17 protein-coding genes are annotated in these 22216 nt (G+C 62.4%); 6 read left to right on the forward strand and 11 right to left on the reverse strand.

All coding sequences use genetic code 11. The annotated features are described in order from the left end of the window. Positions 1–3: 3 nt before the first annotated feature. The 3 genes from glgC to IB244_RS12790 are packed head-to-tail and all read right to left on the reverse strand — an operon-like array spanning position 4 to position 5953. Entirely contained in the window at positions 4–1266 is a 1263-nt protein-coding gene (gene glgC / locus IB244_RS12780) for a glucose-1-phosphate adenylyltransferase (protein WP_113470638.1), read from the reverse strand. A gap of 20 nt (positions 1267–1286) precedes the next feature. Further along, a complete protein-coding gene (glgB, locus tag IB244_RS12785; protein WP_113470639.1) occupies positions 1287–3494 on the reverse strand; it encodes a 1,4-alpha-glucan branching protein GlgB in 2208 nt (735 codons plus the stop codon). Further along, on the reverse strand, positions 3491–5953 hold the full coding sequence (locus tag IB244_RS12790; RefSeq protein WP_018856602.1) for a glycogen/starch/alpha-glucan phosphorylase: 2463 nt from the start codon (positions 5951–5953) through the stop codon (positions 3491–3493). Before IB244_RS12790 ends, glgB begins: the two co-directional genes overlap by 4 nt. Before the next feature lie 38 nt (positions 5954–5991). Between IB244_RS12790 and IB244_RS12795 the strand changes: the two genes are divergently transcribed. Beyond that, positions 5992–6432, forward strand: a complete 441-nt coding sequence (locus IB244_RS12795) for a hypothetical protein (RefSeq protein WP_162763411.1) — start codon at positions 5992–5994, stop codon at positions 6430–6432. Here the strand turns inward: IB244_RS12795 and IB244_RS12800 are convergent. From IB244_RS12800 to IB244_RS12820, 5 genes are all read right to left on the reverse strand, one after another. Then, positions 6416–7303: a transglutaminase domain-containing protein gene (locus IB244_RS12800; RefSeq protein ID WP_169682340.1), complete on the reverse strand. Its 888-nt coding sequence runs from the start codon at positions 7301–7303 to the stop codon at positions 6416–6418. The two genes, IB244_RS12795 and IB244_RS12800, sit on opposite strands and share 17 nt — an antisense overlap. Continuing rightward, on the reverse strand, positions 7300–9717 hold the full coding sequence (locus IB244_RS12805; protein ID WP_169682337.1) for a circularly permuted type 2 ATP-grasp protein: 2418 nt from the start codon (positions 9715–9717) through the stop codon (positions 7300–7302). The genes IB244_RS12800 and IB244_RS12805 overlap by 4 nt, the downstream gene beginning before the upstream one ends. 13 nt (positions 9718–9730) lie before the next feature. After that, complete coding sequence (locus IB244_RS12810; RefSeq protein WP_018856606.1) at positions 9731–13051, reverse strand: DUF2126 domain-containing protein; 3321 nt, start codon at positions 13049–13051, stop codon at positions 9731–9733. A 111-nt stretch (positions 13052–13162) separates the two neighbouring features. After that, positions 13163–14545: a sensor histidine kinase gene (locus tag IB244_RS12815; protein ID WP_018856607.1), complete on the reverse strand. Its 1383-nt coding sequence runs from the start codon at positions 14543–14545 to the stop codon at positions 13163–13165. After that, complete coding sequence (locus IB244_RS12820; protein ID WP_018856608.1) at positions 14542–15219, reverse strand: response regulator transcription factor; 678 nt, start codon at positions 15217–15219, stop codon at positions 14542–14544. The genes IB244_RS12815 and IB244_RS12820 overlap by 4 nt, the downstream gene beginning before the upstream one ends. Positions 15220–15389: 170 nt before the next feature. Between IB244_RS12820 and IB244_RS12825 the strand changes: the two genes are divergently transcribed. Next, the gene (locus tag IB244_RS12825) at positions 15390–16457 is read left to right on the forward strand and encodes an ABC transporter substrate-binding protein (RefSeq protein WP_192304412.1); all 1068 of its coding nucleotides are present in this window, start codon (positions 15390–15392) and stop codon (positions 16455–16457) included. 15 nt (positions 16458–16472) lie between these two features. Here the strand turns inward: IB244_RS12825 and IB244_RS12830 are convergent, their stop codons facing one another. Continuing rightward, positions 16473–16661: a hypothetical protein gene (locus IB244_RS12830; RefSeq protein WP_025658941.1), complete on the reverse strand. Its 189-nt coding sequence runs from the start codon at positions 16659–16661 to the stop codon at positions 16473–16475. Positions 16662–16976: 315 nt separating this feature from the next. Here IB244_RS12830 and IB244_RS12835 point away from each other — a divergent pair, with 315 nt between their 5' ends. From IB244_RS12835 to IB244_RS12845, 3 genes are read left to right on the forward strand one after another with little or no spacing between them, the layout of a single operon-like run. Then, positions 16977–17921 (forward strand): Bug family tripartite tricarboxylate transporter substrate binding protein, encoded by a 945-nt coding sequence (locus IB244_RS12835; RefSeq protein ID WP_025658942.1) that lies wholly within the window; start codon positions 16977–16979, stop codon positions 17919–17921. Then, positions 17918–18409, forward strand: a complete 492-nt coding sequence (locus IB244_RS12840; protein WP_018856612.1) for a tripartite tricarboxylate transporter TctB family protein — start codon at positions 17918–17920, stop codon at positions 18407–18409. Before IB244_RS12835 ends, IB244_RS12840 begins: the two co-directional genes overlap by 4 nt. An 11-nt stretch (positions 18410–18420) precedes the next feature. Beyond that, complete coding sequence (locus IB244_RS12845) at positions 18421–19938, forward strand: tripartite tricarboxylate transporter permease (RefSeq protein WP_018856613.1); 1518 nt, start codon at positions 18421–18423, stop codon at positions 19936–19938. A gap of 175 nt (positions 19939–20113) precedes the next feature. Here IB244_RS12845 and IB244_RS12850 read toward each other — a convergent pair whose 3' ends face one another. Next, a complete protein-coding gene (locus IB244_RS12850; protein ID WP_246734404.1) occupies positions 20114–20584 on the reverse strand; it encodes a GNAT family N-acetyltransferase in 471 nt (156 codons plus the stop codon). A gap of 215 nt (positions 20585–20799) precedes the next feature. Here IB244_RS12850 and IB244_RS12855 point away from each other — a divergent pair, with 215 nt between their 5' ends. After that, entirely contained in the window at positions 20800–20967 is a 168-nt protein-coding gene (locus IB244_RS12855) for a hypothetical protein (protein ID WP_018856614.1), read from the forward strand. 125 nt (positions 20968–21092) lie between these two features. On the opposite strand, the gene IB244_RS12860 is transcribed toward IB244_RS12855, so the two are convergent. Continuing rightward, positions 21093–22184: a DUF475 domain-containing protein gene (locus IB244_RS12860; RefSeq protein ID WP_018856615.1), complete on the reverse strand. Its 1092-nt coding sequence runs from the start codon at positions 22182–22184 to the stop codon at positions 21093–21095. Between the last annotated feature and the right edge of the window lie 32 nt (positions 22185–22216).

Raw genomic sequence — 22216 nt, forward strand, 5'->3', positions numbered from 1 at the left:
GGCTTACAGGCCCAGCTTGTCGATCATCGGTTGGGTAATGAGGCAAATGCCGCCCTCGCTGCGGCGGAAACGCTTGGCATCTAGAACCGGATCCTCGCCGACGATGAGGCCTTCAGGAATGACGACTCCGTGGTCGATCACGACGTTTCTGAGTTGGGCGTGCCTTCCGATCTTGACGCTCGGGAGAACGACGGCACCTTCGAGCTTGGAGTAGGAATTGGCGCGAACGCCGGTGAAGAGGAGGCTCTTGTTCAGCGTTGCGCCGGAAATGATGCAGTCGCCCGCGACGACGGAGGATGTGGCAGAGCCGCGGCGGTCTTCGTCGTCATGGACGAACTTCGCCGGGGGCGAGATTTCTGCATAGGTCCAGATCGGCCAGGACTTGTCGTAGATATCCAGTTCCGGAACGATCGCGGTCAGGTCGATGTTGGCCTGCCAATAGGCGTCGATCGTTCCAACATCGCGCCAGTAGGGCTCGTGCTCGAAATCCGACCGGACGCAAGAGTTGGCGAAACGATGGGCGACGGCCTTACCGTTCTTGACGATGTAAGGGATGATGTCCTTGCCGAAATCCTTGCTGGAGTTCGGGTCAGCGGCGTCGCGGCGCAGTGCGTCGATCAGGAATTTCGTGTGGAACACGTAGATGCCCATCGAGGCAAGCGCGAATTCCGGCTTGTCGGGAATGCCCGGCGGATCGGCGGGCTTCTCGACGAAGTCGATGATCCGGTCGGTCGTGTCGACGTGCATGACGCCGAAGCCGACGGCTTCCATGCGCGGGACTTCCAGGCAGCCGATCGTGACGTCGGCGCCGGAATCGACATGCTGCTGCAGCATGTATTCGTAGTCCATCTTGTAGACATGGTCGCCGGCGAGGATGACCATGTATTCGACGCCATAGTCCTCGATGATGTCGATGTTCTGGTAGACCGCATCGGCGGTGCCTTCATACCACTGCGTCTCCGAGACGCGCTGGGAGGCCGGCAAAATGTCGAAGCTTTCGTTCCGCTCGGGGCGGAAGAAGTTCCAGCCGCGCTGCATATGGCGGATCAGCGAGTGCGCCTTGTACTGGGTGGCGACGCCGATGCGGCGGATGCCCGAGTTCAGCGCGTTCGACAGCGCAAAGTCGATGATACGGGTCTTGCCGCCGAAATAGACCGCCGGCTTGGCGCGGCGATCGGTGAGCTCTTTCAAGCGGCTTCCCCGGCCGCCAGCGAGAACATAGGCCATTGCGTCGCGGGCAAGTGGCTGAACACGTCTTTCTACCATTTTTATCCTCCCACCAGTCGTCAGTTCTCGGGTTCAAGCATGATCGTCGCCAGAGGCGGCAAGGTGATGGATGCAGCAATGCTGCCGCCGGCGTTGACGGCCTGCACGCGGCCACCATTGCCCTTGCCGCTGCCACCATAGATGTCGGCATCGGTATTCAGTATCTCGCGCCAGCGCCCCTCGGTCGGCAGGCGCACGGAATAGTTCTCGCGATAGACAGGCGTCAGATTACAGATGACGGCGACCGGCTTCTCTCCTGGCGCCTTGCGCAGCCAGGAAAAAACGGAGTTCTCGTGGTCGTCGGCGATCAGCCATTCGAAGCCATCGCCCTCGCAGTCGCGGGCGTGCAGGGCCGGCTTGCTGCGGTAGGTGAAGTTGAGGTCGCGCACCAGCCGGCGCATGCCCTCGTGCATGCGGTACTGCAGCAGGTTCCAGTCGAGCGAGGTTGCCTCGTTCCACTCGCTCCACTGCGCGAATTCCTGACCCATGAAGAGCAGCTTCTTGCCCGGATAGCCCCACATGAAGGCGTAATAGGCCCGCAGATTCGCAAATTTCTGCCAGTCGTCGCCGGGCATCTTGGCGATCAGCGAGCCCTTTCCGTGCACCACCTCGTCATGGGAGAGCGGCAGCACGAAGTTTTCCGAATAGGCGTAGAGCAGGCCGAAGGTCAGCTCGTTGTGATGATGCTTTCTGTGGATCGGCTCACGGCTCATGTAGCTCAGTGTGTCGTGCATGAAGCCCATGTTCCACTTGAAGCCGAAGCCGAGGCCGCCTTCATGCACCGCCTGCGACACCTTCGGCCAGGAGGTCGATTCTTCGGCGATGGTCATGACGCCTGGATGCTCGGCGTAGATACGGGTGTTCATGTTCTGCAGGAAGCGCACAGCCTCCAGGTTCTCATTACCGCCGTACTCGTTCGGGATCCATTCGCCGTGCTTGCGGGAATAGTCGAGGTAGAGCATCGAGGCCACGGCATCGACGCGCAGACCATCGAGATGGAACTTCTCGGCCCAGTAAAGCGCGTTGTTGACCAGATAGGAAACGACTTCGGTGCGGCCGAAATTGTAGATTGCCGTATTCCAGTCGGGGTGGAAGCCCTGGCGCGGGTCGGCATGCTCGTAGAGCGCCGTGCCGTCGAACCAGCCGAGACCGTGTTCGTCGGTCGGGAAATGGGCTGGCACCCAATCGAGGATGACGCCGATGCCGACCTTGTGGCAGCCGTTGACGAAGCGGGCGAAACCCTCCGGCTCGCCGAAGCGGGCGGTCGGCGCATAGAGCCCGGTCGTCTGGTAGCCCCAGGAGGGATCATAGGGATGCTCGGTAATCGGCAGGAACTCGATATGGGTGAAGCCCATGTCGACGCAGTAGGGGATTAGACGGGCGGCAAGCTCGTCCCAGGAGAGGAACGAGCCATCGTCGCGCCGCTGCCAGGAGCCGGCATGAACCTCGTAGATCGAGATCGGCTGACGACGCTTGTCGGTTTCGCTCCAGTGCTTCAGATGCGCTGCGTCGTCCCATTCCTGCAGCAGCTCGGATGCCGCGACCGAGGCCGTCTGTGGGCGTAGTTCGCTGCGTCGGGCGAAAGGGTCGGCCTTTAGCGGCAACAGCACACCGTCGTGGCCGCGGATTTCGAATTTGTAGGCGACACCGGTCGGAACGTCAGGAGCGAAGATCTCCCAGATACCGGCGCTGGAGCGGAAGCGCATTACATGGCGGCGACCATCCCAGCCATTGAAGTCACCGACAACCGAGACACGCTGAGCATTCGGCGCCCAGACGGCGAAATGGATCCCCTGCGCGCCCTCGTGCTTGATCCAGTGTGCGCCCATCTTGTCGAAGAGGCGCAGATGGGAACCTTCCCGCACGTAATAGTCATCCATCGGGCCGAGGACGGGTCCGAAGCTGTAAGGGTCGGTCACCGCCCATTCGGCATCGCCGCGTCGCGCGCGATAGCGCACCGGCTGCTGCTTCGTCACCGAAACCTCGCCGGCGAAAAAGCCGTCAGAATGCTGCTGCTTCAATTCGCCGATGACGCTGCCATCGAGCGCCATCGCGGTCACCTCTTCGGCGCCCGGAATGAAGCAGCGGGTGACGTAGGCGTTTCCCGATTTGTGAACGCCGAGAACGGCGAAGGGATTGGAATGCGACCCTGCGAGGATTGCCGCTATCTCGTCTGCCGAAATCTCCCAGGGAAGTCTGACTTCAGGGGTGGCTTTCGGCGCTTTCATCCGGCTCTCCAGATTTCCTTGGCATATTGCCGTATCGTGCGGTCGGATGAGAACCAGCCCATCCGAGCCGTGTTGCAGATCGCTTTCTTGTTCCACGCCGACGGATCGGTCCAGAGCTGGTCGATATCGCGCTGCGCCTGCGCATAGGCATCGAAATCGGCCGCCACCATGAACCAGTCATGCGCGTAAATGCCTTCGATCAGCGCAGCGTATCGGCTTCGATCGTCGTGCGAGAAGACGCCGGAACTGATGGCCTGGAGTGCCTGAGACAGTTCACGCGACGCTTCGATGATGGCGCGGGGATTGTGGCCATCTGCACGGGCGGCGGCGACTTCGTCGGCACGCAGGCCGAAAATGATGATGTTGTCCTCGCCGACATGGTCGCGCATCTCGACATTGGCGCCGTCGAGTGTCCCGATCGTCAGCGCGCCGTTCAGCGCGAACTTCATGTTGCCGGTGCCCGATGCTTCCATCCCAGCAGTCGAGATCTGCTCAGACAGATCGGCGGCCGGCACCATGACCTCGGCAAGGGAAACGTTGTAGTTCGGCACGAACACGACCTTCAGCAGGCCGCGGACGGCCGGGTCGTTGTTGATCGTGCGGGCGACGTCGTTGATCAGTTTGATGATCAGCTTGGCGTTATGGTAGCTCGGCGCCGCCTTGCCGGCGAAGAGCTTGACGCGCGGCACCCAGTCCAATTCTGGATGTGAGCGGATCTGGTCGTAGAGCGCGACTGCTTCGATAATGTTGAGCAGCTGCCGCTTGTACTCGTGGATGCGCTTGATCTGGATATCGAACATAGCCGACGGATCGAGTTTGATGCCCATGCGGCTGGCGACGAGATTGGACAAGGCCACCTTGTTGGCGCGCTTCACCGCCGCGAACTTCTCCTGGAAGCTTGCATCATTCGCGAACTTGTCGAGCGGCTTCAGCTTTTCGGCGTCATCGAGGAAGTCGTCGCCGATCGTTTCGCGGATCAGCGAGGTCAGGCCGGGATTGCACTGCTGCAGCCAGCGGCGCGGCGTGATGCCGTTGGTCTTGTTGTTGATGCGGTCGGGATAGAGCTTATGCAGGTCGGCAAAGACGGTGACCTTCATCAGGTCGGTGTGCAGAGCCGAAACGCCGTTGATCGAATGAGCGCCGACGAAGGCGAGATTGCCCATGCGTACACGGCGCTCGCCGCTTTCCTCGATCAGGGAAATCGAGCGGATTTCCGTTTCGGAGAAGGTCTTGGTCTTGCGCGCCTCCAGCAGCACCTTGGCGTTGATCGCGTAGATGATCTGCATATGCCTCGGCAGCAGGCGCTCGAACAGTGGGATCGGCCAGCTTTCCAGCGCTTCCGGCAGGAGGGTGTGATTGGTGTAGGCGATCGTGCCGCGGGTGATGTCCCAAGCCTGGTCGAAGTCGAGACCATGCACGTCGCACAACAGGCGCATCAGTTCCGCGACCGAGACCGCCGGATGCGTGTCGTTCAGTTGGACCGCCACCTTGTCGGGCAGCGAGGTGAAATCGTCATACTGCTGCAGGTGACGGCGCAGGATGTCCTGCAGCGAAGCGGAGGAGAAGAAGAATTCCTGGCGCAGGCGCAGTTCCTGGCCGGCCGGCGTCGCGTCGGCGGGATATAGAACGCGCGTCAGGCTTTCGGCCTTGTTGCTCTCACGCAGCGCGCCGATATGGTCGCCGGCGTTGAAGGCGTCGAGCAGGATCGGGTCGATCGGCTGCGCGGACCAGAGGCGCAGCGTGTTGACGCGCTTGCCGCGCCAGCCGACCACCGGAGTGTCGAAGGCGGCGGCGATGACACGCTCGGCGGGTTTCCACACATAGCGCGGCTCGCCCTCGGGGCTATTGACCACGTCGACGGTGCCGCCGAAGCCGATTTCGTAAGCGCTCTCGCGACGCTCGAATTCCCAAGGATTGCCGTGCGCCAGCCAGCTTTCCGGCAACTCCACCTGCCAGCCATCGGCAAGCTGCTGCCGGAAAAGACCGTGGACGTAACGGATACCGTAGCCATAGGCCGGGACATCGACGGTCGCCATGCTTTCCATGAAGCAGGCGGCGAGACGGCCAAGGCCGCCGTTGCCAAGAGCGGCGTCAGGCTCGAGGCCGGCGATGACAGAGACATCGACGCCGAGCGAGGCGAGCGCGTCGCGAACCTGTTCCATGAGGCCGAGGTTCGAGACGGCGTCGCGCATCAGGCGGCCGATGAGGAATTCGAGGGAGAGGTAGTAAACGCGCTTGTCGCCTGTTGCGTAGACCTTGCGGGTCGACTCCATCCACTTGTCGATGATGCGGTCGCGTATGACGAGGATGGTTGCCGTCAGCCAGTCATGCGGCTTGGCGACCTTCGCATCCTTGCCGATGCGGTAGGTCAGGCGTTCGATGATTTCTTCGGCGAGAATTTCTGGCTTGGAGCTGCGCGGCGCGGGGGAGGGGATTGTCGGCTTCGAAACGGTGTTCATCGTCAGTCCTCGCCAATTCTGTTTGGTTTCAGTACGTTATGCCAATTTCAATCGGTTTGCCGCGCACTAAACACGCAGTTTATGCATCGTTACAACGCACTTGCAACAAAGGAATTACCCAAACGAAAAAATTGCCGAGGCTTGGCGCTCCGCTGCGGAAAGAGCTTGATTTCAATCGGTTTTCCGAATTTGATATGCGCGTTTTTGCAGGCAAACGAAAAGCCGCTCCGGTTTGTTCCGGGGCGGCTTTTGTTGTTTGCGGGTCTTTGCTGTTACCAGTTCGTCAGGCGGGTCGCGAGCTCGTCGCCTTGGCGGCCATGGCCCAAGTCCGCAACCAGCTGAGCCATGCTATTGGGCTGATAGGCGTTGCTCGGGGTGGTCCCGCAGGAGGCAAGGAGGTCCTTGACCTTTTGCGGCACCATGAACGCCACGGTAAAGATCTGAATTCTATCGGCTATTCAATTATCCCAACGGAATGACATCCACGGCCTGGACAGCGCGTTGGCCGCCGTAGCTCTTCAGCACGCCGATGACCGGGGCGACGTCGGCGTAGTCGCGGCCATAGGCAACGACGATGTGGTCGGTGCCGGCCGGGATGTTGTTCGTCGGATCCAGTTCGACCCAGCCGATCGTTTCGCCGCACCAGACCCTGACCCACGCATGCATGGCGTCCGCCCCCTCCAGCCGTTCCTTGCCGGGCGGCGGAATGGTGCGCAGGAATCCGGAGACATATCCGGCGGGAATGCCGAGGCTACGCAGAGCAAGGATCATGACATGGACGAAGTCCTGGCAGACGCCGCGCTTTATTTGGAAGGCTTCAAGCGGCGTCGTATCGACGGTCGTCGCTTCGGCATCATAGGTGAAATCCAGATGGATTTTCGCGCATAGCGCAGTGGCGATCTGCAGCACGGTCCATGACGGTTCGGCGCAGGCCTTCGCATAGTCCGAGATCGCGCGTGTGTCCGAAAGGCGGGGGCTATTGCCGAGGAAATGATGCGGGGCGTCGGGCTTCAGCGACCAGACGCCTGCGACCTCATTCGGAAGCTTTGCGAGCACGGGGGAAAAATCCGCTGCGATCGAATGGCTCTCCACCTGCACGCGGGCATGCATGCGGATATCCAGCTTTTCATGCGGCGCGCGCAGCATGAAGGAAGTCGCGGGGTGCTCGAAGAAATCGACGAAGTGCGCCTGTTCATCCGGCGTCGGCGAAACCTTGATCGAGCCGGCCACCAGCCGTTGCCGGTTCGGCAGCGACAGCGGCATCAGCCGCATGATGTGGCGGGCGCCAGAGGCCGGCGTGTCGTAGATGTATCCCATGTGCAGCGAGAGATCGTAAAGCACCTGGGTCATCCGAGATATGTGTGGGCAAGGAGGTCGGACAGATGCTCCAGCTCGCGTTCGAGGCGGCGGTAGACATCGACGCTCATCGTCTCCGGCGTCATCACGGCAAGGCCGGAGTGCAACCGCATCGCTTCGCGATAGAAGGGCGACATCTGGCCGTTGACGAGTGCGTTCGGGAGCTGCTCCACCTCGCGGTGGATCTCGTTCATCTGGAAAAGAATTGAGCGTGGATTGAGCGGATCGAGCGCGAGCAGATCGGTGACCGTGAGGCGAGCGGTGTTGACGTTGTAGCGGCGGCGATGGGTCATGACGCTGTCGCCGATCTCCAGCAGCATGTCGAGCGCGCCATCAGGGGCGTCCGGCCCTGACATGTGCCCGAGCAGCCGTGTCATGTGCAGCCCGCGCTCGATATGGCGGCCGAGCGAGAGGAAACGCCAGCCGGTGAAGCGATACATGTTTTCGTGCACCAGACCGGCGAAGCCCGCGAGCTTGCGCAGCAGAATCGTCATCGCGTGGCTTGCATCGTCGCCGGGAGAAATCGTCTCGTGGAACCGTCGCGCCGTCTTGGCGAGATCAGTGAGCGCCAGCCAGCCATCCGGCGAGAAACGGTCGCGAATGTTGCTGGCGGAATAGACGGCGCTGTCGATGTTGCGCATTAGCGTATCCGGGACTGCTTCCTCGGTGTCGATATCGACGGCGGCCAGATAGGCTGTCACGTCGGCCAACAGGGGCTGGTTCGGATCGGCGGCTTCCGCAAAGCGGGCGTGCCAGGCGCGCAGGATGCGCAGCGCCCCTTCGGCGCGCTCGATGTAGCGGCCGAGCCAGAAGAGATTGTCGGCCGCGCGGCTCGGCAGGCTGCCCGGCATGTTGCGGGTGAAGCTGCCTTCCGCTGGCAGCAATGTGTGCTGCTCCACCGGCTTGTCGCTGACGATCCAGACGTCGGCGGCGGCACCACCCGATTGCATGGCGATGGCCGAAACGTCGTCACTGCCGCCGATGCGGGCAAAGCCGCCCGGCATGATCTGCCAGCCATTGGCCGTGCGGGCGGCGAAGACGCGTAGCGACATCGGCCGCGGCGTCAGCTTGCCGTCGATCCAGGCCGGGGTCGTCGATAGCGTTACGACTTCCTGCCCGGCAAGTTTGGCGCCGTCGGAGTTCAACCAATCGCCGATCGAATCCTTGGTCGTGGCGCGCAAGGTCGAGCCGAGCACGGATTCGCCCCTGTCATCGAAGAACGGTGCGCGCGAATAGGCCGGACCGATCACCATCTTTTCGATGTTGGCCGCCACATGTTCGCGTTCGCCCTTCTGGCCGCACCACCAGGTCGCGATCGAGGGGAGCTTCAACTCTTCGCCAAACAGACGACGACAGATGGTCGGCATGAAGGCGAGCAGCGCGCGTGTTTCAATGATGCCGCTGCCGAGTGCATTGACGATGGTCACGCTTTCGGCGCGCAGAGCCTCGACGAGGCCGGGCGTGCCGATATGTGAATTCTGGTTCAGTTCCAGTGGATCCGAATAGGCCGAATCGAGGCGGCGCCAAAGCACGGTGATCGGCTTCAGGCCCGACACGGTGCGGACCATCACCTTGCCGTTGACGACAGCCAGGTCTTCGCCCTCGAGCAGCATGAAGCCGAGATAGCGGGCGATATAGGCGTGCTCGTAATAGGTTTCGTTGGCGGGGCCCGGCGTCAGCACGGCGATGCGGTCGTCGCCGCTGTGCTTCATGCCCTGCAGCGCATCGCGGAAGGCGCCAAAGAAGGAGGCGAGGCGATGAACCGGCGTCTCAGCGTATATATCGGAGAAGGCGCGGGTCGTCGCCACGCGGTTTTCAAGCGCAAAGCCGGCGCCAGACGGCGCCTGCGTACGGTCAGCGAGGACCCACCAGTTTCCATCAGGACCGCGGCCGATCTCGAAGGCGCAGAAATGCAGGTAGTGACCGCCGGCCGGGGTGACGCCGACAAGCGGACGCTGGTATTCGGGGTTGGCAGCGATCAGGGCCGGTGGCAGCACGCCCTCCGCGACAAGGCGATTTTGGCCGTAGACGTCGGCAACGATCGCTTCCAGCAGGTCGGCGCGCTGGACGAGCCCAGCCGAGACCGCCTCCCATTCGCGCGCATCAATGAGGACCGGAACGTGCGAGAGGGGCCAGGAGCGCTCGGCGCTTCCGGTGCTGCCGTAGGCTCGGTAGAAAACGCCGGCGTCGCGCAGGTAACGGTCGGCGCGGGTGAAGCGTTCGGTCAGCTCCTTTTCGGGCATTCCGCTCAGATGCGAAAAGAAGCGCTGCCAGACCGGGCGGATGGCGCCGTTGGTGTCGACCATCTCGTCGGCGACGCCGGGCAGAGGAGTGTAGTCAAGCACGGCATCGTTTCCGGTGCGGATCGCTGGCTCTTCCCTCAGTTCTGCCGTCGGTTTCTTGCCCATTTCGCCCTAGTGCTTAGATTCCCACCGGTCGTCGAAGATCGAGCGTCAGCGGGAATTCCGGTGAAACTGTCTCGGCACGCGGAATGAATGCGCCTGCCGTATGCCCCCACGGCTCGAATCGCGCCAGCCGTCTCGCTTCCGCTTCGTTACCATTGACCGGGAAGGTCTCATAGTTACGCCCGCCCGGATGGGCAACATGATAGATGCAGCCGCCGATCGAACGCTTCGACCATGTATCATAAATGTCGAAGGTGAGCGGCGTATTGACCGGCAAAACCGGGTGCAATCCCGACGCAGGCTGCCATGCCTTGAAGCGAACGCCAGCGACCGAGACGCCCGCCGTGCCGGTCGAGCTCAACGGAACCGTGCGGCCGTTGCAGGTCACGGTGTAGCGGGAGGCATTGCTGGTTTCCAGCCGGACCTGCAGGCGCTCTACGGAGCTGTCGACATAGCGGACCGTGCCGCCGATCGCGCCCTCCTCGCCCATGACGTGCCAGGGTTCCAGCGCCTGCCGCAGTTCGAGCTTAGAGCCTTCGTATTCGACCTCGCCACAGAAGGGGAAGCGGAATTCAAGCTGTGCCTTGAACCATTCCGGGCTGAGGTCGAAGCCATTCTGCTTGAGGTCGCCGAGCACGTCGAGGAAATCGGCCCAGATGAAGTGCGGCAGCATGAAGCGGTCGTGCAGCGACGTGCTCCAGCGCACGAACTTGCCGTCCGCAGGGTGCTGCCAGAAGCGGGCGATCAACGCGCGGACCAGCAGTTGCTGGGCAAGCGACATACGTGCGTTCGGCGGCATTTCGAAACCGCGGAATTCGACGAGGCCGAGCCGTCCGGTTGGGCCATCCGGCGAAAACAGCTTGTCGATGCAGATCTCGGCGCGGTGCGTGTTGCCAGTGACGTCGGTCAGCAGATTGCGGAACAGCCTGTCCACCAGCCAAGGGAGGGGTTGCGCGCCGCGACCCGGCGCGGGGACCTGGGCGAGCGCGATTTCCAGTTCGTAGAGGCTGTCGTGACGGGCTTCGTCGATGCGCGGCGCCTGGCTGGTCGGGCCGATGAACATGCCCGAGAACATGTAGGAGAGCGAGGGATGGCGCTGCCAGTGCAGTACCAGGCTCTTCAACAGGTCAGGGCGGCGCAGGAAGGGGCTGTCGCCCGGATTGGCGCCACCAACGACCACATGGTTGCCCCCGCCGGTACCGGTGTGGCGCCCGTCGATCATGAACTTGTCGGTGCCGAGGCGGCTTTGGCGGGCTTCCTCGTAGATCGTCATCGTAATGTCGACGCAATCCTGCCAGTTGGAAGCGGGATGGATATTGACCTCAATGACGCCGGGATCGGGGGCGACGCGGATGACATTGATGCGCTCGTCCTGCGGCGGCGAATAGCCTTCGATATGGACGGGCAGGCCGAGTTCGGTCGCTGCATTCTCCGCGGCGGCGATCAGTTCGAGATAGTCCTCGATGCGCTCGACCGGCGGCATGAAGACGCAGAGCCTTCCGTCGCGCGGTTCGACCGAGATTGCGGTGCGCACGGCGCCGCCGATCTCGCCGACGGTTTGCTCAACGCGGTTCTGGCTGCTGTCGTCGCTGTGGCGGGAGGCTTCCGGCATGGCGCGGCCGGATGGCACGAAGACTTCGGGCAGCGGATTGCGCGGAATCGACGGGTCGGCGGGGTGGATATAGGGGAAACGCGCCGGCGGCACATAGGGCAGGGTGCCGAGGGGCAGGCGATAGCCGACGGGGCTGTCGCCGGGAACGAGGAAGATCTTGCCGCGGCGGGTCTTCCATTTTTCGCTGACCCAGCGCGTGCTAGAGGCGCGCGCGTTCCAGGCCTGCACCGGCAGGATGTAGCCGGTCGGTACGGTCAGGCCGCGTTCGAAGACGCGGGCGATGCGGCTACGCTCTTCCGGGTCCTTCAGCTTGGAATTGGATGGGTCGACGTTTTCGGGCAGGCTGCCTTCCTTCATGATCCATTCGGCTGGATCCTCGTAGGCGGGCAGCACCATGTCGGTCTCGATCGCCAGTTCCCTGGCGATGGCATTCAAAAGGTTGGCGGCGTCATCTGCCTTTGCACCGGTGTCCTTGCCCTCGCCGGCGATGAGCTCCGGGTTCTGCCAGATCGGCTTGCCGTCCTTGCGCCAGTAGAGTGAGAAGGTCCAGCGCGGCAGGCTTTCGCCCGGATACCACTTGCCCTGGCCGTAATGCAGGAAGCCGCCGGGAGCGAAGCGCTCGCGCAGCTTGCGGATGAGGACATCCGCCTTCTCGCGCTTGGTCGGGCCGACGGCGGCAGTGTTCCACTCCTCGGATTCGAAGTCGTCGATGGAAACGAAGGTCGGCTCGCCGCCCATGGTCAGGCGGACATCCCCGGCCTGCAGGATGCTATCGACCTTGGCACCGAGCTCGTTGAGCTCCTTCCAACTTTCGTCGGAGAAAGGCTTGGTGATGCGCGGGTGCTCCGCTACCCGCGAGACCTTCATCTCGAAGGCGAATTCGGTGTTGGCCTCGCCGTAAAGCGCGCCTGATATCGGCGCGGCATTTCGGTAGTGCGGGGTGGCGGCGAGCGGTATGTGGCTTTCGCCGGTGAGCAGGCCAGACGTGGGGTCGAGGCCGACCCAGCCGGCGCCGGGGAGATAGACCTCGCACCAGGCGTGCAGGTCGGTGAAATCGACCTCGGTGCCGGAGGGCCCGTCGAGCGCCTTCAGGTCGGGGGTGAGCTGGATGAGATAGCCGGAGACGAAGCGGGCGGCGAAGCCGAGATTGCGCAGGATCTCGACCAGCAGCCAGCTCGAGTCGCGGCAGGAGCCAAGCGCCAGCTTCAGCGTTTCCTCCGGCGTCTGGACGCCGGGCTCCATGCGGATGACGTATTCGACGTCGTTCTTCAGCCGCGCATTCAACCCTACGATGAAGTCGGTGGTCCGCATGGGAGTGCGGTCGATGCCGGCGAGATAGGCAGCCAGCGCCGGCTCCACCGGCTGCGGTTGCATGTAGATCTTCAGGTCGTCCCTGATCTCCTCGGGATAGGAGAAGGGCCACATCTCGGCGCTCTCCTCGATGAAGAAATCGAAGGGGTTATAGACCGTCATGTCGGCGACGAGGTCGACCTCGATCTTGAACTCCGTCACCGGGTCAGGGAAGACGTAGCGGGCCAGATAATTGCCGTAGGGATCCTGCTGCAGGTTCACGAAATGGTTCGACGGCGAAACCTTCAGCGAATGGCTGATCACCCGCGTCTTGGAATGCGACGCTGGCTTGAGGCGTATGATCTGAGGTCCGAGGCGGACCGGCTTGTCGTATTTGTAATGCGTCAGGTGATAGATGCTGGCTTTGATCGACATGGACGGCCTTATCCGCTGCCGTATCGTTGTACGGCATTTGCTGTTCCCGAAGGGTAGTGTGTGCAATGCAGCGAAAGAATGCAAGGCGGTAAGGCCGAGCCGGCTAAGCCTTTACGTCGCCTTCGCAAACGTCACGGAGGCCGTGAGACCCCTGCCATGTGCGCCGGGCTCCAGCGTCAGCGATGCGTTGAAGAGGCCGGCGATTTCCTCGACGATCGGCAGGCCAAGCCCGGCGCCCGGCGCGCCGGAGTTGCTGCCGCGCGAGAAGCGCTGCCGGACGGCCGCGAGCGTCTCTGCGGGAATGCCGGGGCCGTTGTCCTCGACTTCGAGGCGGACGGCATCGTCGGTCTCGGATATCCGAACGGTCACCTCAGCGCCCTTGCCGGCATAGGCGATGGCGTTTCCGGCAAGGTTGCGCAAGAGTTCGCCGATCAGCAGCGGCTCGGCACGGACGAGGGCAGGGCGGTCGCCTTCGAAGCCGAGGTCGATGCCGGCCTCGGCGGCGGTCGGGATAAGTTCTCCGGTGATGTCCTGGGCAATGGCTGTCAGGTCGATCGACGATGCGGTCAGCGCCTCCTTCGCCGTTGCAGCGTCGATTTTCGCCATCAGCAGTAATTGCGCGAGGATGCGTTCGGCATGGGCGACGGCCTGATCGCCTTTCAGGGCGGAGCCCTGCGCTTCGGCCAATGTGCTCGCGCGAGCGGAGAGGGCGAGCTGCGTGCGGATGATCGCAAGCGGCGTGCGCAGCTGGTGGCTGGCGTTGCCGGTGAAGTTACGAAGTGCATCGAGCGCCGATTGCAAGCGGACCATGAAGCCGTTGACGGTATCGACGAGCGGCTGGACCTCGCTTGGTACTGCCTGTTCGATCGGGTGCAGGTCGTCGGGACTGCGTTCGCCGATCGCATCGCGCAGCTTGTACAGCGGACGGAGCGCGACCGTGACCGAGATCCAGACGATGACGGCGGCGCCGGCGATCATAAGGGAGAGACGCAGCGCCGAGCGGAAGAGGATGGCGCGGGCGAGCTGACGGCGGGCGATCGTGGTTTCGGCAACGGTCACGGCGAAGGGGACGGAGCGAATGCCTGTTGAGGCTGACCGCTTGAGCGTTGCGACACGGATCGGTTCGCCGCGGAAGGTATCATCGGCAAAGCCTGCCGTGTCGCCTACGGTTTCGGCGAGGACCGGAAGCGCCTGATAGCCGGTGATGAATTTTCCGGGCGGTCCGTCGACGCGATAGAAGACACGGTCCTGCGCGGCCGATGTCAGCATCTCAAGGGCCACATAGGGGATGTCGACCTCGAGAGTGCCGTCTTCCGCCACGACCACGCGTTCGGCGATGGCGAGTGCCGAGCCGGCCAGCACGCGGTCCGAAACGATGTTGGAGGTCTGCACCGCTTCGCGATAAGTGTCCGCGAGCGCGACCATGCCGATGATGGCGGTCGAGATCAGCAGCCAGAACAGGAGCCTTCGTCGGAGCGAATAGGCCGTTGTCATGAGGCCTCTGGCAGTTTGTCGAGATAGTAGCCAATGCCGCGCGCAGTCCTCACCGTCAGCCCATAGGGCGACAGGCGCTTCCTGAGGCGGCTGACATATTGCTCGATGGCATTGGCCGAGATGTCGTCGTCGAAGGCGGTCAGCGACTGAATGATCGCTTCCTTGGCGACAACCTTGCCGGCGCGCATGAAGAGGATTTCCAGCAGGCCGAGTTCGCGGGCGGGAATGTCGAGCGGCGTCGAGCCGGCGGAGAAGGCGCGTGAATTTAGATCGAGTGAAAGGCCGCCGAAACTGACAGTCGCCGAATGCAGACCCGCCTGGCGGCGCAGGAGCACGCGGACGCGGGCCTCGAATTCGGAGATATCAAAGGGCTTGATAAGGTAGTCGTCGGCACCAAGATCGAGACCCTTGACGCGCTCTTCCGGCGTGCCGCGCGCCGTCAGGATCAGCACTGCCGACTGGTTCTGCCTGGCGCGCATGGCGCGCAGCACCTCGAGGCCATCCATTTCCGGCAGGTTCAGGTCGAGCACGACGAGATCGAAATTCTCGGCCGCCGTGACAGCGTTGGCGGAGGCGCCATCATGCACGACGTCGACGGCATGGCCGGTGCCTCGCAGGATGGCCGAAAGCCCGTCGGCCAGCGCGATATTGTCCTCCACCAATAGAATGCGCACGGATGTTCCCTTGATTTTTGAAGAGGATACAGGGTGGCGGCGAAGATGTCATAGCCATTTTTTGTGTCTGGTGAGTGTGCTGCTGCTGCGGTCGTACCAGCCGCCTTCGGGGCGCTGTGGGTGGATGCGGCTCGCTTGCCGGATCCCGGTTGCTGGTGCATTGTCCTCTCATGAGGAGACTTTCTTTACTTGCGTGCCTGTTGCTCTGTCCCGGCCTAGCCACTGCGGATGAGGTGTTCTACCCGGCGCGTTCCGGCAATGCCGAGGCCCCGACGCTGGTTGTCTATTCATCGCTCGACGAGCCACTGGCGCAGCCGATGATCCATGGGTTCCAGGAAGCCAATCCGGACGTGGCGGTCAGGTACGAGGATATGCTGACCGGGGAAATTTATGACCGCATCGTGCGGGAGACGGATGCCGGCCAACGCACTGCGGACTTCGCCTTCTCCTCGGCCATGGATCTGCAGGTCAAGCTCTCCAACGACGGCTATGCGCAGGTGAGCAACCTGCCGATGAGCGCGCGCTGGCCGAAATGGGCCAACTGGCGCAATACCGCCTACGCGCTGACCTTCGAGCCGGCGGTGTTCGTCTACCACAAGCCGAGCTTCGCGACGGAGCCGCCGCCGAGTTCGCGGGCGGAATTCGTCGATTACCTCAAGCGCAAGGGTGACGCGATCCATGGGCGGATCGGCACCTATGATATCGAGCGCTCCGGCGTCGGCTTCCTGTTCATGGCACGCGACCAGGAACAGTTCGGTGACATATGGTCCGTTATCGGCGCCATGGGGGCGGCCGGCGTCAAATTATACTCCACCAGTTCGGCCATCCTGGAGCGCGTATCGGACGGCCGCTTCGTGCTCGGCTACAACATCCTCGGGTCCTACGCCGCCGATTGGGCCAAGCGTCATCCCGATGTCGGGATCGTGCTGCCGAAAGACTATACGGTCGTGATGTCGCGCATCGGCCTGGTGCCGCAGGCGGCGGGCGAACCGGAACTCGGACGGCGCTATCTATCCTTCTTCATGTCGAAGGAGGGCCAGACGATCATGGCGCGGGAGTTGCAGATTCCCGCTGTCAGCCCGGAGGTCGCCGGCGAGAATACCGCCAACACGATGCAGGAGCTCTTGGGCGCGCAGTTGCGGCCGGTGCCTGTCAGCCCGGGCTTGATGGTTTATCTGGACCAGGTGAAGCGCGCGCGATTGATCGCGCACTGGAACGAAGTTCTGCGGACGCAGTAAAATCGCCGTGGATGATTAGCGGAAGATGCAGGGCCGCTGGGCGTTGGCCAGCAGTTCCTGCTTCGTCGCGTATGACCCAAAGAGCGAGCGAAGACGTTTCTCCTCCTGCTCGTCCAACCGGTGCCGGCGTGCAAAATCGTGCACACTCCACACCTGGCGTAAGCCCTCATTTTCGATCTGCTTGTTATCGACGTGAGAACTCATGGGGCAATCCTCCTGAGCGCCATAACGCACAAACCGCCTCCAGGTTCCACGGATGGTGGCATTTTGCGTCTGTTTTCGCCCAGGGTAATTGCGGCAAAAAAGTGTCATCGCGGGCTGGATAGTTGATCGATGTCAGCTAAATGACAGCTTGTTGTGGTCCGCTTTGCAGAACTTCAGCTCCGTGGAGGCGGAGAGGTGAAGTTTCGGGAGGAGCTTGCCAGCCATATCGGACCTTGGAGTCCGTCTGCGGTGTCCTTCCCGATTCCATCGAGAACAACGCGCGGTTTCTCAGCCGCGCCCACGGAGGACACACTCGTGAAGCATACTCTTCTTGCAACCATTTTCGCGGCTGCGGTCGCCCTGCCGGCCTATGCGGCGGACTACACCATCATGGCGCCGGCCGCTCCCGGCGGTGGCTGGGACCAGACGGCCCGCTCGCTGCAGACCGTGATGCAGAAGGAAGGCATCTCAGGCAACGTTCAGGTACAGAACGTTCCGGGCGCCGGCGGCACCATCGGTCTCGCGCAGTTCACCGGCCAGAACAACGGCAACCCGAACGCACTGATCGTCGGCGGCTATGTCATGGTCGGCGCTATCCTGACCAACAAGTCGCCGGTCACGCTGAAGGACGTCACGCCGATTGCCCGCCTTACCGGCGAGTATGAGGCGATCGTTGTCCCGGCTGCGTCCGACATCAAGACGATGGCCGATCTCGTTGCCAAGCTGAAGCAGGATCCGGGTTCGGTTTCCTGGGGTGGCGGCTCGGCAGGCGGTACCGACCACATCGCGGTCGGACTGATTGCCAAGGCTGCCGGCGTCGATCCGACGAAGATCAACTACGTCGCCTTCTCCGGCGGCGGTGAAGCCCTGGCCGCTATCCTCGGCGGACAGGTGACCGCGGGCATTTCCGGCTACGGCGAATTCGAATCGCAGGTGAAGGCTGGTCAGCTCCGGCTCCTGGCTGTCTCCAGCGACAAGCGCATCGAGGGTGTCGACGCGCCGACGCTGAAGGAATCGGGCCTCGATGTCGCTGTCGAGAACTGGCGCATGGTTGCCGCCGCCCCTGGTCTTTCGGCCGAGCAGACGGCTGCAATCACCGCTGATTTCGATAAGCTCTCGAAGTCCGCCGGCTGGCAGGAAATCCTGAAGAGCAAGGGCTGGGCTGACACCTACCTCGCCGGCGACGCCTTCAAGGCGCAGCTCGACAAGGACGTTTCGGCTACCGAAGGCATCCTTAAAGAGATCGGACTTGTTCAATGAGCAGGGGTAACGAACCCTTGGCAACGAAGCGCCGCCCTGACTGGGCGGCGCTGGTCATTGCCATCTGTCTTTTCGTCGTCGCTGCCGTCATGCTTTGGGATGCCTCGCATATGCGCGCCATCGCTCAGTATGACCGCATCGGTCCGGCAACTGCGCCCAAGGTGGTCGCCTTCGGGCTGATCGGCCTCGGCATCTGGACCATCTTCGAAGCCTGGCGTGGCGAGTTTCCCGAGCGCGAGCATCAGGAAATCGCGCCTGTAGTTTGGGTCGTCGCCGGCCTTGCCGCGCAGATGCTGCTTCTCAAGACGGCAGGCTTTTCGATCGCAACCGGCCTTCTCTTTGCCTTTACGGCTGCCGGCTTCGGACGCCGCAAGCTCTGGATCTCGATCCCTGCGGGCATCGCTTTCAGCTTCGTCGTCTGGGTGATCTTCGCAAAGCTCTTGCAGTTGACCCTGCCGGCCGGACCGTTCGAACACATCTTCTTTTAGGATTGGATGCGATGAGCACCTTCGAATTCCTCTTCCAGGGCATCCTGGTCGCCATGCAGCCGATGAACCTGCTCTATGCGCTCGTCGGCGTGACGCTCGGCACCGCGGTCGGCGTGCTGCCGGGGATTGGCCCCGCCCTGACCGTCGCCCTTCTTCTTCCTGTTACCTACAAGCTCGATCCGGCTGGCTCGCTGATCATGTTTGCCGGCATCTATTATGGCGGCATGTATGGCGGCTCGACGACGTCGATTCTTCTCAATACGCCTGGCGAAAGCGCCTCGATCGTTACGGCCCTTGAGGGCAACAAGATGGCCCGCGCGGGCCGCGGCGGGCCGGCGCTCGCGACAGCGGCGATTGGTTCGTTTGTCGCCGGCCTGATCGCGACGCTCGGCCTTGCCTTCATCGCTCCCTACATCGTCAAGCTGGCCCTGATTTTCGGGCCGCGTGAATATTTTGCGCTGATGGTACTCGCCTTCGTGACCGTCTCGTCGGCCTTCGGGGATTCGGCGCTGCGCGGGCTTACATCGCTGTTCATCGGCTTTGCCCTTGCCATGGTCGGCATCGACCAGCAGACGGGACAGGCGCGTCTTTCCTTCGGCGTCCCCGATCTGCTCGATGGCGTCGAGGTGACGACGCTTGCGGTCGCGATGTTTGCGATCGGCGAGACACTCTATATCGCCGCCCAGGGCAACAGCATCGAGGAGAAGGTCGAGGCGGTCAAAGGCTCGCTGTGGATGACGGCGCAGGACTGGGGCCGCTCCTGGAAGGCGTGGCTGCGCGGCACGCTGATCGGCTTCCCGATCGGCGCGATGCCTGCCGGCGGTGCCGAGATCGGGACCTTCCTTTCCTATGCCACGGAAAAGCGCTTGGCGAAGAACCCCGAGGAGTTCGGTCACGGCGCGATCGAAGGCGTGGCCGGTCCGGAGGCCGCGAACAATGCGTCGGCGGCAGGGACCCTGGTGCCGCTGTTGACGCTCGGCCTGCCGACGACGGCGACGGCCGCGATCATGCTCGCCGGCTTCCAGCAATACGGCCTGCAGCCCGGCCCGCTGCTGTTTGCGAACAACCCGCAGATCGTCTGGGGCCTGATCGCCAGCCTGCTGATCGCCAACGCGATGCTGCTTGTGCTCAACCTCCCGCTGATCGGCCTCTGGGTGCGCCTGCTGACGATCCCGAAGCCGTGGCTTTATGCCGGCATCCTGCTGTTTGCGACACTCGGCACGATCGGCGCCAACCCGTCGGTCTTCGAACTGGGCATGCTGCTCGCCTTCGGCATCCTCGGCTACATCATGCGGCTCTTCGGCTATCCGATCGCGCCTGCTGTTGTCGGCCTCATCCTTGGCCCGCTGGCCGAGCAACAGTTGCGCCGCGCGCTTGCGATCAGTCAGGGCGACGTGACGACTCTGGTGATGTCGCCGATTGCGGCCGGCCTGCTCATCGTTGCTGCGGCCGCCTTCATCATCCCGCTGATCCTGCGCCTGCGTGGACGCGGCGAGGTTCTGTCGCAGCTTGCGGCGAACGAGGACTAAAGAAAAAGACTGCCCGAACCCCACAACTGCGGCCGGCGATGGAAACATCGCCGGCCTTTTCGTCTGGTGACGATAAGGTGTTATTGGTGGTTGCTGCGGACGGCACGGGTGCTTCTGCGGCGCATCCAATGCGGAGTTTCTGCTGTTCGGCAGTCACGTGTGCTGGCCGCGCCGTTCAGCTGTTAGGCCGCTCGGCCAACTTCATTTCCATCACCAGGTCGCTCTGCAAATCCTGACCGACCGCGAAGATCGTATTGCCCGTCACGACAAAGCCGGCCCTCTCATAAAACGCAATGGCTCGTGCGTTTCGCTCGTAGACGGTCAGCTCCAGGCGAGTTGCGCCACGTTGATGCGCGTCGTGCAGGACCGTTTTGAGGAGGGCCATAGCCAATCCGCGTCCCCTCCACTCGGTGTGGACATAAATTCGATTGAGGAAGGCCGATCGTCTGTCGACTGTATCCAGCATGAGGTGAGCATATCCGATGACGCGATTATCAAGCATGGCGAGGAAAACAGCGGCTGACGGGTCGCCAATCTCCGCATTCTGCTGTTCGGCGCTGAAATTCGCCTGGATGTAGGACTCGAGATCCGATGCGGGCGTGTCGCTGCCGTAGGTCGCCCGAAACTGCTGGCCGCAAATTCGCAAAGCGCTTCGGCGTCCGATGGGCGCGCGCGTCTGATTGTGAACGAGCCTGTCAATTTGATGCCTCCATTCATTTTGTCGCGTTTTCTCAACCACATGGCGCGTTTTGCGCTCGATCGCTTGTTCTTGCATGGCAGGGCTGAATTTCTGTCGCTTGTGAAGACGCGCTTCCGTTCACATGTATGAGTGGTCAATCATAAAGCAAAGCGAGAGAGAAAATGTCCTTCCGTAAGTCCATTCGCGATGGTTTCCTTGGTCGCGCCTTTGCGATGATCGGTGCTGCGAATGCTGTGAGCGCCACCATCGAAGCTGGCCGCCGCCCGAAGGCGCGCGATCTGCGCGAACTCGGCATCGACCCGAGCATGTTCGGCAGAATCAACCACTAGCTTATCTGCGCCTTAGGCGCGGCTGGCGGTCTCTGATCGCCGGATACGAAACAGCCCGCAACCGGATGGTCGCGGGCTTTATTTTTGTTCTGATGAAGCCGCATCGGTGAATGCGGCTTGCAAGCTCAGGCGTGCAGTTCCTTATGCGCCTCAGCGCGCTCTTCCGCCTGTTCCTTCTTGTTGTGGCGGATGGAAGACCAGAGCGAGATGCCGATCAGGGCGGCACCACCAAGGCCGGTAATGACCTCGGGAATATGGTACATCGTCTGCACATACATGATCACCGAGAGGATCAGGATTGCGTAGAAGGCGCCGTGCTCGAGATAGCGGTACTCCGCGAGCGTGCCCTTTTCGACGAGCATGATTGTCATCGAACGCACATACATGGCGCCGATGCCGAGGCCAATCGCAATAACGAAGAGGTTCTGCGTCAGCGCGAAGGCGCCGATGACGCCGTCGAAGGAGAAGCTGGCGTCGAGCACTTCGAGATAGATGAAGGCACCGAGACCGCCTTTGGCGGCGGCGCTCATCGTCTGCTGCGACGCATCGAGCAGGCCGCCGATCACCTCGACCGCCAGGAAGGTCAGAAGACCATAGATGGCGCAATGCACGAAGGTTGTGGCCTCTTCTTCTCCGAGGAACGACGAGAACACCAGGACCAGCGCCAGCACGAAGGCAATCTCGATGCCCTTGATCGTGGCCGAGCGGGCCATGAGCTTTTCAAGCCCTGATATCCAGTGGACGTCCTTCTCATGATTGAAGAAGTAGTTGAGACCAACCATCATCAGGAAGGTGCCGCCGAAGGCTGCGATCGGCAGGTGTGCGTCGTTCATGATGCGGGCGTATTCCGCAGGGTCGCGGGCAGCGAGCACCAGAGCTTCCCACGGGCCGATTTGGGCGGCGATCGCGACGATTGCGAGCGGGAAGACGATACGCATGCCGAAGACGGCGATGACGATGCCCCAGGTGAGGAAGCGATGCTGCCAGACCGGTGTCATCTCCTTGAGCTTGTTGGCATTGACGATGGCGTTGTCGAAGGAGAGCGAAATCTCCAGCACGGCGAGCACCGTGCAGATGAAGAAGACGGTCGCCATGCCGCCGATCGTGCCCGTCGTCTGCCAGCCGAGGGCTGCGCCCAGGACGAGGCCGAGGAAGGTGACGATGAAGGCCCAGCGGAAATAGCTGAGCGTCGATTTTTGCGGGGAACCGTTGGTCATGGCCGCACCTCGCAGCCACGAAGGTTGTCGAA

Source organism: Rhizobium sp. RHZ02 (genome assembly GCF_014851575.1).
Classification (GTDB): Bacteria; Pseudomonadota; Alphaproteobacteria; order Rhizobiales; family Rhizobiaceae; genus Rhizobium; species Rhizobium altiplani.

What these genes read in the sequence shown, in the direction of transcription:
- glgC (WP_113470638.1), bottom strand. Translation starts at nt 1,266, where the DNA reads ATGGTAGAAAGACGTGTTCAGCCACTTGCCCGCGACGCAATGGCCTAT.
- glgB (WP_113470639.1), bottom strand. Translation starts at nt 3,494, where the DNA reads ATGAAAGCGCCGAAAGCCACCCCTGAAGTCAGACTTCCCTGGGAGATT.
- IB244_RS12790 (WP_018856602.1), bottom strand. Translation starts at nt 5,953, where the DNA reads ATGAACACCGTTTCGAAGCCGACAATCCCCTCCCCCGCGCCGCGCAGC.
- IB244_RS12795 (WP_162763411.1), top strand. Translation starts at nt 5,992, where the DNA reads ATGCCAATTTCAATCGGTTTGCCGCGCACTAAACACGCAGTTTATGCA.
- IB244_RS12800 (WP_169682340.1), bottom strand. Translation starts at nt 7,303, where the DNA reads ATGACCCAGGTGCTTTACGATCTCTCGCTGCACATGGGATACATCTAC.
- IB244_RS12805 (WP_169682337.1), bottom strand. Translation starts at nt 9,717, where the DNA reads ATGGGCAAGAAACCGACGGCAGAACTGAGGGAAGAGCCAGCGATCCGC.
- IB244_RS12810 (WP_018856606.1), bottom strand. Translation starts at nt 13,051, where the DNA reads ATGTCGATCAAAGCCAGCATCTATCACCTGACGCATTACAAATACGAC.
- IB244_RS12815 (WP_018856607.1), bottom strand. Translation starts at nt 14,545, where the DNA reads ATGACAACGGCCTATTCGCTCCGACGAAGGCTCCTGTTCTGGCTGCTG.
- IB244_RS12825 (WP_192304412.1), top strand. Translation starts at nt 15,390, where the DNA reads ATGAGGAGACTTTCTTTACTTGCGTGCCTGTTGCTCTGTCCCGGCCTA.
- IB244_RS12830 (WP_025658941.1), bottom strand. Translation starts at nt 16,661, where the DNA reads ATGAGTTCTCACGTCGATAACAAGCAGATCGAAAATGAGGGCTTACGC.
- IB244_RS12840 (WP_018856612.1), top strand. Translation starts at nt 17,918, where the DNA reads ATGAGCAGGGGTAACGAACCCTTGGCAACGAAGCGCCGCCCTGACTGG.
- IB244_RS12845 (WP_018856613.1), top strand. Translation starts at nt 18,421, where the DNA reads ATGAGCACCTTCGAATTCCTCTTCCAGGGCATCCTGGTCGCCATGCAG.
- IB244_RS12855 (WP_018856614.1), top strand. Translation starts at nt 20,800, where the DNA reads ATGTCCTTCCGTAAGTCCATTCGCGATGGTTTCCTTGGTCGCGCCTTT.
- IB244_RS12860 (WP_018856615.1), bottom strand. Translation starts at nt 22,184, where the DNA reads ATGACCAACGGTTCCCCGCAAAAATCGACGCTCAGCTATTTCCGCTGG.